The sequence below is a fragment of the Streptomyces triticisoli genome, assembly GCF_003270085.1.
GTDB classification, from domain to species: Bacteria; Actinomycetota; Actinomycetes; order Streptomycetales; family Streptomycetaceae; genus Streptomyces; species Streptomyces triticisoli.
In genome coordinates this window covers 20233-32739 of sequence record NZ_QFDQ01000090.1, presented here as the reverse complement: position 1 = coordinate 32739, position 12507 = coordinate 20233, and the positions used below count along the sequence as shown (strand labels likewise).

Sequence of the window (12507 nt, the reverse complement as noted above, 5' to 3'; positions counted from 1 at the left end):
GAGCCGGGTTCCCCCTGCTCCGCCACCGCATCCTCCTCCAGTGATCACCACACAACGCCACCACCGATTACGGGACAGAGCCCTTTACCGTACAGTCCCCCTTCCGACGGCGAGTGGGCTCACCGTCCGCCAGCGCACTCCGCGCCCCGTCACCGCCTCCCCCGCGCATCCCGGCCTCGAGGTGGGACCGGGCAGCCCCGGGGTTGCCGCCGCCTGGATGGACGGCGCCCGCCGCGCCCGGGACAACCACAACACTCCCAGCACTGACGAAGGACGTTAATCATGTCGAACACGCGCTCGAACGCCTTGGGCTGGCTGCTGGACGAGCAGCTCGGTTCCGTGGAGGGCGTCAGGTACGCCGTGCTGATGAGCGGCGACGGCCTGCTCAAGGCCCGCACGGAGACCATCAGCCAGGACGACGGCGAGAAGCTGGCCGCCCTGACCGCCTCATTGCGGGCATCGGGGCGGGCTTGGGACGATTTCATCGGCGGTCAGGGCGTGCGTCAGCGCCTGATCGAAAGTGTCACGAACATCGGCCTGACGACCGCGGCCAGGCAGAACACGATGCTGTCGGTCGTCACAACCGGGACCCCACGTCGACGTCGGCCTGATCAGCCACCACATGGCGCAGCTCGTGGTGCGCCTTGGCAAGCAGCTCGGCACCGAGAACCGCAAGCCCGCCCCACAGCCGGACGGAGGCACCGCGGCATGACCGGACCGCGGCATGACCCAGACATGATCAGGCCCTACGTCCGCACGGGCGGGCAAATCCGCCCGGGCAGGGCTGTGCGCCTGGAAAGTGTGGTCATCGCCGCGACCGGCCCCACCACCGATCTGGGCCCTGACACCCGGCGAGTGATGAGCCTGTTCTCCCCCGGCCGCGGCGGGTTGGCCGTTGCAGACATCGCCGCCGCTCTCCAACTGCCGCCCTCCACCGTCCGGATCCTCGTCTCCTCCCTCATGGACAGCGGCCACCTGGCCAGCCCAGCCGCCGCCGACTCCGACCAGCCCGAAACCGACCTCCTGCAGAAGGTGCTTGATGGACTGCGAGAACTGGTCTGACCCGCTCGCCGTCACTTATGTGCCGGTCTCGGTCACGCAGTCGGCCAAGATCGTGGTCGCGGGCGGCTTCGGAGTCGGAAAAACGACCTTCATCGGCAGCGTGTCGGAGGTCCAGCCGCTGCGGATGGAAGAACCCATCACTGAAGACAGCGCCGGAGTCGATGACCTGCGCGGCACACCGGAGAAGACCACGACGACCGTGGGCATGGACTTCGGCCGCATCCACATGGCCGGCGGCGCCCTCGCCCTCTACCTGTTCGGCCTTCCCGGCCAGATCCGCTTCCAGCCCATGTGGGAGGACCTCGCCGAAGGCGCGCTCGGCTGCCTCGTCCTGGCCGACACCCGCAACCTCGACGCCAGTCACGGCGCACTGAGCCTGCTGGAAGCCCAAGGCATCCCATACGCGGTCGCGGTCAACGCTTTCCCCGACGCTCCCGCCTACAAGGCCGCAGAACTTCGCCAAGCCCTCGCACTGGACCCGCTCACGCCGCTGACCACGTGCGACGCACGAGACCGTACCTCCTCGCTGTACGCCCTGATCACGCTCACGGAATACCTCACGGCCCACCGCGCAGCCATCTCTCTGGAGCCCACGTGATGATCCCCAACAGCCCCGTGCCTCCGGCCCCGCCGGGCCGGAGCGCCCTGTACGAACCAGGCTTCGCCGCCGACCCGCACGCTGCTTATGAGCGGATGCGGAAGATGCACGGTGCCCTGGTACCCGTTGAACTCTCCCCCGGCATCCCGGCCACGCTGGTGATCGGCTACCTTCAGGCCCGCCGCATTCTCAATGACCCGATGCGCTTTCCCGCCGAACCACGCATCTGGCAACAGCAGGTGCCGGCCTCCTGCCCGGTCCGGCCGATGATGGAGTGGCGACCCAACGCCCTGCGCAGCAGTGGAGCCGAGCACGCCCGCTACCGGGCTGCCAACACCGCCAGCATCGATGCCGTCGACCAACACGAGCTGCGTGCCCTCGTGGAGAAGATCACCGCTGGGGCTGCCGCGGAGTTCCGCACCGTCGGCCGGGCAGACCTGCTCACCCAGTACGCCTGGCCCATCGCATTCCGGGTGCTGAGCGCGCTGCTGGGCTGTCCCGACGAGATCGGAGCGCGCATCGCCGACGGAATGGCGAAGGTCTTTGACGTCACCGACGCCGTTCGCGGCAACCAGTTCCTCGGCCAGGCCGTCGCCGAACTCGTCGCCCTGCGCCAAGGCCGTCCCGCCGACGACATCACCTCGCGGCTCCTCGCCCACCCCGCGCATCTGAGCGACGAGGAGATGGCCCACCAGCTCGTCACCTTCTATGGCGCCGGCATCGAACCCCTGACCAACCTCATCAGCAACACCTGTCTGAAGATCCTCACCGACGAGGACTTTTCCGCCGGCCTGCACGCAGGTTGGTCCGCGGTGCGAGACGCGCTCGACACCGTCCTGTACACCGACCCCCATTGGCGAACTACTGCATCACCTATCCGCCTTATCCCACGGACATCGACGGCTTCCTGCTCCCGGCCCACCAGCCGGTCGTCATCAGCATGGCGGCCTGCAACAACGATCCGGAACTTACCCGCGGCTCGACCAATGTCGCCGGTAACCGCGCTCACCTGGCCTGGAGCATCGGCCCCCACACCTGCCCTGCGCGCTCTCACGCCTACCTCATCGCCGAAACCGCGATCAGCTACCTCCTCGACGCCTTCCCGGAGATAGACCTTGCTGTCCCCGCCGCTGACCTGCGTTGGCGGCCCGGCCCCTTCCACCGTGCCTTGGAAGCCCTTCCGGTCCTCTTCCCCTCCGCACACTGAGGAGCTCACACTCATGTCCGAGCAGCCGATACTCATCCTCGACCCCACCGGATCCGACCGCCACGGCGAGCACCGGGCCCTGCGCGCCCAAGGCTCGGCGGCACGGGTCGACATCCTCGGCGTCCAGGCATGGGCCGTCACCGATCCGGCCCTTCTCAAGCAGCTCCTGACCAGCCCGCAGGTCTCCAAAGACGGCCGCGCCCACTGGCCCGCCTTCGCCGACACCGTCCCCACCTGGCCCCTCGCCCTGTGGATCGCGGTGGAGAACATGTTCACCGCCTACGGCCCCGACCACCGTCGGTTGCGCCGCATGATCGCCCCAGCCTTCAGCGCCCGGCGAATCGCCACCATGAAGGACGCCATCGACCGCATGGCGACCACCCTCATCGACCGCCTGGCCATACTGCCCACGCAGAAACCGGTGGACTTACGCGAGCATCTGGCCTACCCGCTGCCCATCGCGGTGATCGGCCACCTGATGGGCGTACCCGAGAGCCAGCGCGACGCCTTCCGTCAGGTCGTCGACGGCGTCTTCGACACGACCCTCACCCCCGTCGAAGCCGAGGCCAACACCGCCACCCTGTACGAGCAGCTGGACCAACTCATCGACACCAAGCGCCGCGCCTCCGGCGACGACCTGACCTCCCTGCTCATCACGGCCCGCGACGACGAAGGCGACGGCGGCGGCTTCACGGACGAGGAACTGCGCGACACGCTCCTGCTGATGATCAGCGCCGGATACGAGACCACCGTCAACGTCATCGACCAGGCGATCACCGCCCTGCTGACCGACCCCGAGCAGCTCGGCCACCTCCGCGCCGGCCGTGCCGACTGGAGCGACGTCGTCGAGGAGACCCTGCGGCACGAACCCGCCGTCAAGCACCTGCCCCTGCGCTACGCCCTCACCGACCTCCCCCTGCCCGACGGGCAGACCATCGCCGCGGGCGAGGCGATCCTCGCCTCCTACGCCGCCGCCAACCGCCACCCCCACTGGCACGGCGCGTCCGCCGACCGCTTCGACGTCACCCGGCCCACCAAGGACCACCTGGCCTTCGGCCATGGCGTGCACTTCTGCCTCGGCGCCCCACTCGCCCGCCTCGAGGTCGCCACCGCCCTGCGCATGCTCTTCGAACGCTTCCCCCAGATCCGCCTCGCCGTCCCCGCCGACGAACTGCGACCGCTCCCCACCCTGATCAGCAACGGACACCTGACCCTGCCCGTACACCTGCGGCCGGACGCCCGCTGATCACCACTTCGGCCTGGAAGACCGTCGTGACCACCGCCCCGACCACACCGCTCTGCCGGAACCGGCCCGCGGTCTGGGTCCTGACACCTCGTCCAGAGGCTGCTCCGTGCTGACGGACGAACCGGCGAGGGACGGGCGCGCGTCCCTCATCGGCCACGGCAGCAGCTGGAACGAAAGGAAACCGATGAAGACCTCCCATGCCATCCTCGTCGCCTCCGCAGTGGGGGCCGCAGGAATCTGGTTCGCCGAGCGCCGGCACCGACAGCGGCTCACGATGGACGCGGCGGAGATCCATCAGCGCTTGCTCTCCGATATCGCGACGAACCCGGAGCAGCAGGCTCTCTGGGCGCCCGTCGGCATGTCCGCCGAAGAGTACGCGCGGCTGGTCCACTCCAACCGCGTGATCAGCTTCCTGTCGGCGAAGTACCGCGTGGGGCTGCTCGACAAGGCCGCCCTGCGTGTGCAGGCCCGCGCGGTGATGCAGCGCCCCGGGTGCCGGGCGTACTGGGCCCGCTTCGGCGCCTTCCGCGAGGAGGAGGCGGCGGACCGCGTTGACCGGTCGTTCAACGCGGTGCTCGACGACGAGTACACCGCTGCTACCGATGACGCGGAGCTCATCGCCGCCTAGTACTCCAGCCGTAGTTCGGTATCTGGGCTGGTCAGCGGCCTGGTGGCGTGGAGTGTAGCGGGGACGCCGGGTGCGCGGGAGGAACTTTGCCACCGCGCCCACGAACGAGTGCGTCTGCCGCATGCCCGTGAGCGGGTCCGAGCAATCCCTCGGCATGCTCAACGATGCGCCGACGAGCGCGTGGGACCGGGAACTCGAAGAACTCTTCCTGCGGACCGGGAGCCGCTTCACCCGAATCGAGCCCCGGAGACGGATGCGGGACTACGTACGCGGCCTGCTCGCCCCGGTCGACCGCAAGAGCGGGTGGCAGCTCGCCGAGTGGGCCGGCCACGCCACCCCGGACGGACTGCAGCACCTCCTCTCCCGCAGCCGCTGGGACGCCGACAGTGTCCGCGACGACCTCCAGCAGTACGTCGCCGACCAACTCGGCCATGACGACGGTGTGTTGATTGTCGATGACACCGGCTGTGCGCCACGAGGCGCTGAGGATCGAGTGGGAGGAGGAGCCCACCGCTGGTCATCGCAGTGACCGGTTGAAGCTGGAGACAGGCTGGACCCCAGGTCGGGGGCGAGGCCGGAAGCAGTCTCGACAACGTAGGGGCGGACCGGGACCACCAGACGGTTCGTGCCCGCAAGCGAAGGCGGAATGGGTGCAAGGAAACTGAACCAGTGTTTGACGCCCCGTGAGTCGTCAGCGGCCTGCCGAATCTGGTGGATGGGCCGCGCCGCGGTGCTGGAGAGAGCCGTAACCGGTGGCCTCTCCTCTCCCGTCGTCTTGAACCTGTGGGCGCCGGGAGGCCCGGACCAAGACTGCGATGTGCGGTCCGGGCGATGCCGTCGGGGTAAAGCTGGGCACCGAAGCCGTCGCAGAAGATCCTCAGTGAACGTGGGAAGCGACCTGGCATCGCCCTCCCCGCCCGGCAGCCGGCCGGGCGGCGGGCAGGCGCGACGCTCGCTGATGAGGCCGGGTCGTGGCGGAGTCGCCGTAGTACTCCGAGGACGGGAAAGCCGTCCGCATGGGGAAGGGCGACAGCGTGAGGGCAGCAGGGGTGCTGTCGGGGAGGGACGTTGTTGAACAACGACGCGCCGCCGCAGTCGTGGCCGAGCATCTTCGCGGCCGAGCGGCGGTACTCGGTCATCAGCTCAAGCTGCACCGATGGGCAAGGAGCGATCCGGCTCGCCGGTTCGCTGACGTATTCAACTTGATCTGCGACCGGGCCACGCTGTTGGTGGCCTGGGAACGGGTGTCTGGCAACCGGGGTGCCAGGACAGCGGGCGTGGACGCGGTCACCCGCTATCACGTCGAGGAACGCCTGAGAGTGATCCCGTTCCTGGAGGAGCTGCGCTCCTCGCTCAAGGACGGGACGTTCCAAGCGCTGCCGGTCAAGCAGGCGGTGATCCCCAAGAAGAACGGCAAGGTCCGTTACCTGGGCATCCCGACCCTGCGCGACCGGGTCGCGCAGATGGCCCTCAAGCTGGTCCTGGAACCGATCTTCGAGGCCGATTTCTACCCGTCCAGTTACGGATACCGGCCCGGACGTCGGGCCCAGGATGCCATCGCCGAGATCCACCATCTCACCAGCAGGCCGTCGAACTACGAGTGGGTCATCGAGGGAGACATCAAGGCCTGCTTCGACAGCGTCGATCACCACGTCCTGATGGACCTGGTGGCCGAGCGCATCAAGGATCGCAAGGTCCTGCGGCTGGTCGGCGCATTTCTGCGGGCCGGGGTTGTCGAGTTGCACGCCCGAGGAAGGAGCGGCGCCGATCCACCCGCGACGGCAGCCGGGACGTGCCGAGCTTCTTGCCGAGCTCCCCGTTCACACCGAGGGAGGACTGATGCAGGTAGAAGCCCTTCAGACAAGCCGCCGCGGTCGACAACGCGGAGCGGCCGTAGGGGCGCTTGCCGACCCGCCACGGCTCACCGAGCAGTATGCGGACCTCGGCATCGACGATGCCCATATACCGCTCAAGATGCCGCAGTTGGACCGCGGCGAGGGCCAGGCACTCCCGCTCCAGCCACCGCAGATGGTCCACCAGCAGATACGCGTACGTCCTCTGCGTTCCCGAACCATCATGCAGACGCAGGAACCGGTCCGCCTCCGTGTGCACCGTCCCCTCGGGCCACACGATCGTCCACGACCGCCGCCCGTCCTTCCGCTCAATCTGCTGGACCCGCAAGTCCCCGACCACCACGTGCCGTGCCACTCGTCCTCCGTACCGACTCCAGAACATGACAGACGCCCCGGACACGGTCGGTAAACAAGCCTGGGACGTGCTGGTCACAGTCCCAGACGGACATCACGGGCAGGATTACCTGCGGTCGGTGAACTCGACGATGACCGGCGATCCGTTCTCATCGAGACCGAGCGAGTCGATGCGTCCGCCGTGAACCGGGCCGGTGCTGTACTCGCTCGCCAAGAACCGGACGCCCAGCAGCATCTCCATGTTGGCCTCGACGAGGCCCTGCACATCCGACTCGACCTCAGCAAGACGCGGCATGACCTCAGTCACGCCGCTCTTCGTCGTGTGAAACAGCTTCAGGCCCGACACCTTCCCCTCCTCGGCTCAGAGATCACCAATGCCGGGAGTGGGCGGAATTGTTTCCGGAGCAACCTCCAGCCGTGTGAGGATGATGTGGGTGACGCCATGTTGTCCCGTGGGGTTCACGCTGTCCCCCGGTCCACCGGAGTGCGGCGGTTCCCCCATGCGGCCCCGGCTGCGTTGGCGCCTCGTCAGAATGAAGCGAAAGCGCAGCTCAGGAGAGGGGCGGGCCAAAATAGGCCGAGCGCCTTCTAAGCGCTTGGCCGCAGGTTCGAGTCCTACGGGGCACCCAGAACATGGCTGGTCCCCTGTCAAGGCCATGAGCCCCGGCGGTCATCGGCAGGCGTCGCGAACGGGAAGTCTGCGCCTGCTCGCCCCGTGCAGTCGGCGGCCCTCTCGGCGCCAACCCGTGACGGGTGCCAGGAAGTCGTACGCGCTACCAGGCAACACGCCGGGGCGGGAGGAACGACCATCGTGGCCCAGGTCGGAGCGGCCGGCGATTGACCGAGAGAGGGGAACTGCGGGCCCCGCCGGTACCGTGTTCCCTGTGGCCGGGAAGCTGAGCGACGCGGAACTCGATGAGCTGGTCGAGCAGGCCACCGTGGACGCCTACGACGACGAGGAGCAGCTCACGGGCCTCTACACGATGCTCTCCGAGCATCTGGCCGTCCCGTTCAAGACGGTTGTTCTCGGGGTCGAGGTCACCGTGAAGAAGGTGGACCTGCTGCCCGGCAGTCAGATCGTGGCGGTCTGTACGCGAGGCAGGCACCGGCAGGCGATCGGCATTCTCGACCTTCCGTTGCCGGACCCGGTGCCCGAGGGGGCCGAGTGGATCGAGGCGTACCGGTACTGGGGACCGTAAGCGCGCCCGGATCAATGACCGCCTGGTGGCACGGGCCGGTAGCCCTGATCGGCGAGCCAGGCTCGAGCCCGGCCGTACTGTCGTTCCGCGACGAACAACCAGTACCGCCGCAGCTGTGCCGGCGAGGTGGCCAGCATGTCCTTGAAACGGCGGAAGGCTCCTGGGCCCTGGATCGCGATGCCGAGGAACCGGGCGAGGTCCTGGTCGTCGAGGGTGGAGATGAAGTCCTCCATGTCACGGTAGGCATCGCGTGATCCGGCGCACGGGACATGGAGCCACCGCTTGGTGCCTTCCGGTTCGTCCTCGTCCCATGACTCCTCGGTGTCCGCGAGGGTGGGCCAGCACTCGCCGGTGTCCAGGTCGATGCGGCCACCGCCCCAGGTCGGGTCGCCTTCGAGCAGGCCGGAGAGTTCCTCCAGATCGACCGGCAGCGGCCTCAGCACCAAGACGGCACCGCCTCCCACCGTGTCGAGTTGTTCGGCGAGGACCTCGTCGCCGGGCCAGCTCCGTTCGCGCAGGATGGACGTGCAGGCGATCGCCGTCTTCCGGCCACCGGGCACACCCCGAAAGACGGCTGCGGTGAGTGCGTCTCCGCACTGCTGCAGCACGCTGGCGGGGTCATGCGTATGCAGCAGGGCCAGCAGGGAGGGGCCGTCCGCGGTGTGGCAGGCGGCGCGGAGCGCCTTCAGCTCGTGGTCGGTCCATGCCTCGGTCATGTCCGCGAGGCGATGCCGAGGCGCGCTGCGAGCGCCATCGTCTTCGGTGCGCCAATGCGCTGGTGAGCACGGCAGACAAGTCCTCTCCCCGACGCAGGCTGCCGATGTTCGGCCCGGAGCCGTGGCCTCATCCGGCACCGTCTGGCGAGTGGTCGCCCTGGGACGTGTGGTTCGCCGTGGCGTGCGTGGTGGACTGCGGCGGCGACTGGGACGACTTCGATGCGCGGCTGACGCGGGAGCGGTCGGACGGGGTGGTGCGCGGGGTGTATCTGGAGCCGTTGTGGAGTCATCTGCTGGATCCACGGGAGCGTCTCGCGGCGGACGGGCTCGGTGCGGCCGAGCTGGCTGGAGGCGCTGCGCATAATCCGAAGGTCGTCGCCCGGCAGCCGCTGGAGGCCCTGGCCTTCTACGCCCTGCAGCAGGGTGACGCCGCGACCGCCCGTACCGTTCTCCGGGCGGCGGACCGGCCGGGGTTCCACCGGGACCGGGTACGGCGCCGGACCATCGAACTCGACCGGGAACCCGGTGGGGAAGGACACGTATGACGCGCGCCGACGACACGAGCGAGGTGCGGGACCGGCTGCTGGGCCGGCTGCTGCCGGACGGCGGCCCGGCCAGCTCGCTTGCCCAGGAGGATGTGGAGCGGTTCTGCTGGTACGAGCTGCCCGTCAAGTGGATGGCCGAGCCCGCCGAATACCCGCACATCCTCACCGCCTTGGCCGGACTCCTCCAGGACGCCGACAGGCCCCGGACCGCGGCCGTCTGCACGTCGGGGGCCACCCGCGAGATCCTCGACGCGTGGCAGCACTCCCCCGATCAGGGGCGGGCCGCCTACCGGCGGGCGGTGGACGCTTCCCCGGTGACCCCGCCGGACACCGCCCTGCTCACCTGGGGCCGGTGATGGGCATCGACGAGGCTGTCGCCCGCAGCAACGCCTCGCGGCTGCTGGAGCAGGCGCTGGACGACGGCGCCCTGGTGCCCGGCGCCCGGGGTTACGCCGCCGCCCGCATCAAACGTCTGGAGCGCTGGCTCACCCCCCCGCATCCCGCGCACGACGGCCGTACCCCGCTGGACGCCGTCCACAGCGAGCGCCGCCGCACCTGGGCCGAGGCCCCGCCCGCCGCTCGACGCCGACTGCGCGGCACCGTAACGGATCTGCTGAGCGTGGCGCCCGAGGCACCCGCCGACACGGCCGAACCCCTGCGCTGGCTGCTGGAGTCGGTCGGCGACGGAGTGACGCTGACCCAGGCCGGCCACCTGCCGCGCGCCCTGGTCATCGAGGCTGCCGAACGCTACGACTGGTATCTGCCCGGCATGGTGCCGCGCACCGAGTACGACGTCGTCCGCCTCGCCGAACTGCACGGACTCGCCCGTGCGGCGCGGCGGCTCGCCAAGCGGCACCGCAAGCTCGCCCTGACCGCCCGTGGCCGACAGCACCTCGCCGACCCGGCCCTGTTGCAGGCCACCGCGGCCCACGTCTGGTTCGGCGACGGCGTCCGAGCCGATCTCGCCGAAGCCGCCGCCGCAGCCCTGCTCGACGGGGAGCTCACGCTCGACGACCTCACCGCCGCCGTGCACACCCTGGCCGTCGAGGCGTTCACCCCGCCGACGGCAGCGCCCCACGGCCCGACGACACCCGCCACTTCCTGTGGCAGTGGCTGCGTCCCGGCGAGGCCCTGGGTTTCCTGGCGTACCGCGACCGCCGCCGCTCCGCCCTCTCCCTCACCCCCACCGGCCGAGCCGCCGCCCTCACCGCGCTCCGAGCACGTGCCCACGCCCCGCGGCCCGCGCCCTGGGCGTGAACCCTCCATTCAGGGGCGGGCGGGACGCAGCCGAGTTTCAGCAGCGTGGTGCGGAAGGCCGGGAGATCGTCGGGAGCCACCATGAGGTGCCTCGGGCCGATCCGGGAGCACAGCGCGTCCGCCCTGCGGCCTTTCGCGATCATCACGGCCTGTGCCTCGTCCACGCACTCCAGCAGGTGGCACGTGCCCAGATCCCGTACCTTTTCGGTGCGGGAGGCGGCGTGGCCAGCAAAGCCGTGACGGTCTGCGGCAGTTCCTCTCCTGGGCTGCTCTCGGGCAGGAAGCGGCGCAGTTCCTTCAGGCCGCGGCCTGCGTGGAGGGCCTTTAGCAAGGAGGCGGTGGACAGCGTCCAGACATGGTCGGCGGACCGGGTCGCGCACACGTCGAGCAGCAGCGCCTCGGCCGGGGCCAGGCCGTCGAGTGCCACGACTTCGAAGTTCGGCAGGCCCCTGACCGGGCTCTGAGCCCCGGCAGCGGGTGCCGGACCCGGCCCGGTAAGCACCCGCGGCCAGGCGAAGGCCCTGACCGCCTCGCCTCCGTAGAAGTCACCGTCGGTGAGGATCTCGCCCAGCGCTCGGATCGTGGCCGCGGAGGGGCGCTTCGTCTTGTCGCTGCACCGCGGCCTGCCCGCGGCGGCCAGCTGCGGCACCGCCGTCGTTCCCCACCCGCCCCCCCCCGCGGCGGCGGTAGGGTCCGCCATGTGAGCGAGTACCAGTACTACGAGTTCCAGGCCCTCGACCGGCCGCTCAGCCGCGAGGAACAGGAACAGCTGCGGGCCATCTCCACCCGGGCCCGGATCACCGCGACCAGCTTCACCAACACCTACAACTGGGGTGACCTGAGCGGAAATCCGCGCCGTATGGTCGAGCGCTGCTTCGACGCACACCTGTACGTCACCAACTGGGGCACCCACCGTCTGATGCTCCGCCTGCCCAGGCAGACCCTGGCTCTGCCCACGGTGAAGCCGTACTGCCTCGACCACCACGTCGACGCCTGGACCACCCGCACCCACCTCCTGCTCGACCTCACCAGCGACGACGAAGGCGGCGACTGGGTCGAGGGCGCCGACGACTCCCTGGCCGCCCTCATCGGCGTCCGCGACGAACTCGCCACCGGCGACCTGCGCCCCCTCTACCTCGCCTGGCTCTCCGCGCTCGCCGCCTGGGAACTCGAGGACGACGACGAAGAGGAGTACCAGACCTGCCCGGAGCCGCCCGTCCCGGCCGGGCTCGACGAACTGACCGCCCCGCAGCGCGCGCTCGCGGACTTCCTGCGCGTGGACGACGACCTGCTGACCGTCGCGGCCCAGGCCAGTCCCGCCGCGCCCGGGAAACCGGCCAGGCCCACGAAGAAGGAACTCGCCCCGCTGATCGCCGCAATGCCCCAGAAGGAGAAGGACGCTCTGCTGCTGCGGCTCGCCCTCGGCCCGGAACCCGGGCTGCGCACCGAACTCCTGCACCGCCTGCACGGCGCCGACGCACCCACCACGGTCCCCGGGCGCCGCTCCGCCGCCCAACTCCTGGACGCCGCCCACACACGGCGCGCCGAACGCCGGCAGCACGCCGAACACGAACGGGCCACCGCCCGCGCCCAGCGCCTGACCGCCCTCGCGAGCGAGGCCGAATCAGCCTGGCAGAAGATCGAAGCGTACATCGCCACCAAGAAGACCAGCGCCTACGACCAGGCCGTCACCCTCCTCGCGGAACTGCGCGACGCCTACTCCCACACCGGGCAGGACACGGACTTCCACCAGCGGCTGACCCGCCTTCGCGAGGGCAATCAACGCCGCACCGGCCTCATCCACCGCCTCGACCGCCACGGCCTCCGATAGGGCCCCTCCTC

General features: G+C 69.7%; 13 protein-coding genes, 1 tRNA gene and 4 pseudogenes. 14 read left to right on the top strand and 4 right to left on the bottom strand.

The features are described from left to right. Positions 1-282: 282 nt before the first annotated feature. From DEP02_RS35540 to DEP02_RS35530, 8 genes and pseudogenes are all read left to right on the top strand, one after another. Positions 283-519, top strand: a pseudogene (locus tag DEP02_RS35540) (roadblock/LC7 domain-containing protein); the annotation flags it as partial. A gap of 216 nt (positions 520-735) precedes the next feature. Beyond that, a complete protein-coding gene (locus DEP02_RS35535; RefSeq protein WP_198668457.1) occupies positions 736-1062 on the top strand; it encodes a DUF742 domain-containing protein in 327 nt (108 codons plus the stop codon). Continuing rightward, positions 1040-1660 carry a GTP-binding protein gene (locus DEP02_RS15755; protein WP_198668456.1) on the top strand — a complete coding sequence of 207 codons (621 nt, stop codon included), beginning with the start codon at positions 1040-1042 and terminating at the stop codon, positions 1658-1660. Before DEP02_RS35535 ends, DEP02_RS15755 begins: the two co-directional genes overlap by 23 nt. Beyond that, positions 1660-2867: pseudogene (locus tag DEP02_RS15750) on the top strand (cytochrome P450). The gene DEP02_RS15755 and the pseudogene DEP02_RS15750 overlap by 1 nt, the downstream one beginning before the upstream one ends. A gap of 13 nt (positions 2868-2880) precedes the next feature. Next, positions 2881-4113 (top strand): cytochrome P450 family protein, encoded by a 1233-nt coding sequence (locus tag DEP02_RS15745; RefSeq protein WP_112467947.1) that lies wholly within the window; start codon positions 2881-2883, stop codon positions 4111-4113. Between the two features lie 106 nt (positions 4114-4219). Then, on the top strand, positions 4220-4741 hold the full coding sequence (locus DEP02_RS15740; protein ID WP_157977462.1) for a DUF6082 family protein: 522 nt from the start codon (positions 4220-4222) through the stop codon (positions 4739-4741). Positions 4742-4895: 154 nt separating this feature from the next. Next, positions 4896-5222 (top strand): annotated as a pseudogene (locus DEP02_RS15735) (transposase); the annotation flags it as partial. Positions 5223-5757: 535 nt separating this feature from the next. Continuing rightward, a pseudogene (locus DEP02_RS35530) lies at positions 5758-6375 on the top strand (reverse transcriptase domain-containing protein); the annotation flags it as partial. 46 nt (positions 6376-6421) lie between these two features. Here DEP02_RS35530 and DEP02_RS35525 read toward each other — a convergent pair. Together DEP02_RS35525 and DEP02_RS15720 are read right to left on the bottom strand one after the other, a co-directional pair. Further along, a complete protein-coding gene (locus DEP02_RS35525) occupies positions 6422-6949 on the bottom strand; it encodes a hypothetical protein (RefSeq protein WP_332871974.1) in 528 nt (175 codons plus the stop codon). 105 nt (positions 6950-7054) lie between these two features. Next, positions 7055-7294 (bottom strand): PDDEXK family nuclease, encoded by a 240-nt coding sequence (locus DEP02_RS15720; protein WP_112467945.1) that lies wholly within the window; start codon positions 7292-7294, stop codon positions 7055-7057. A 214-nt stretch (positions 7295-7508) separates the two neighbouring features. On the opposite strand from DEP02_RS15720, the gene DEP02_RS33490 reads away from it, so the two are divergent. Further along, positions 7509-7577 (top strand) — tRNA-Arg (locus DEP02_RS33490). Positions 7578-7832: 255 nt separating this feature from the next. Then, a complete protein-coding gene (locus DEP02_RS15715; RefSeq protein ID WP_112467944.1) occupies positions 7833-8147 on the top strand; it encodes a calcium-binding protein in 315 nt (104 codons plus the stop codon). Positions 8148-8158: 11 nt separating this feature from the next. Here DEP02_RS15715 and DEP02_RS15710 read toward each other — a convergent pair whose 3' ends face one another. Further along, the gene (locus tag DEP02_RS15710; RefSeq protein ID WP_112467943.1) at positions 8159-8863 is read right to left on the bottom strand and encodes a UPF0158 family protein; all 705 of its coding nucleotides are present in this window, start codon (positions 8861-8863) and stop codon (positions 8159-8161) included. Between the two features lie 62 nt (positions 8864-8925). Between DEP02_RS15710 and DEP02_RS15705 the strand changes: the two genes are divergently transcribed. Genes DEP02_RS15705 through DEP02_RS15695 form a run of 3 tightly spaced genes read left to right on the top strand, consistent with a single transcriptional unit; the run spans position 8926 to position 10750 of the window. Then, positions 8926-9408: a hypothetical protein gene (locus DEP02_RS15705; RefSeq protein ID WP_157977461.1), complete on the top strand. Its 483-nt coding sequence runs from the start codon at positions 8926-8928 to the stop codon at positions 9406-9408. Further along, positions 9405-9764 carry a hypothetical protein gene (locus DEP02_RS15700; protein ID WP_112467941.1) on the top strand — a complete coding sequence of 120 codons (360 nt, stop codon included), beginning with the start codon at positions 9405-9407 and terminating at the stop codon, positions 9762-9764. The genes DEP02_RS15705 and DEP02_RS15700 overlap by 4 nt, the downstream gene beginning before the upstream one ends. Next, on the top strand, positions 9764-10750 hold the full coding sequence (locus DEP02_RS15695; RefSeq protein WP_112467940.1) for a hypothetical protein: 987 nt from the start codon (positions 9764-9766) through the stop codon (positions 10748-10750). Before DEP02_RS15700 ends, DEP02_RS15695 begins: the two co-directional genes overlap by 1 nt. A gap of 57 nt (positions 10751-10807) precedes the next feature. On the opposite strand, the gene DEP02_RS15690 is transcribed toward DEP02_RS15695, so the two are convergent. Continuing rightward, entirely contained in the window at positions 10808-11314 is a 507-nt protein-coding gene (locus DEP02_RS15690; RefSeq protein WP_157977460.1) for a hypothetical protein, read from the bottom strand. 51 nt (positions 11315-11365) lie between these two features. On the opposite strand from DEP02_RS15690, the gene DEP02_RS15685 reads away from it, so the two are divergent. Beyond that, positions 11366-12496: a hypothetical protein gene (locus DEP02_RS15685; protein ID WP_112467938.1), complete on the top strand. Its 1131-nt coding sequence runs from the start codon at positions 11366-11368 to the stop codon at positions 12494-12496. Positions 12497-12507 lie beyond the last annotated feature (11 nt).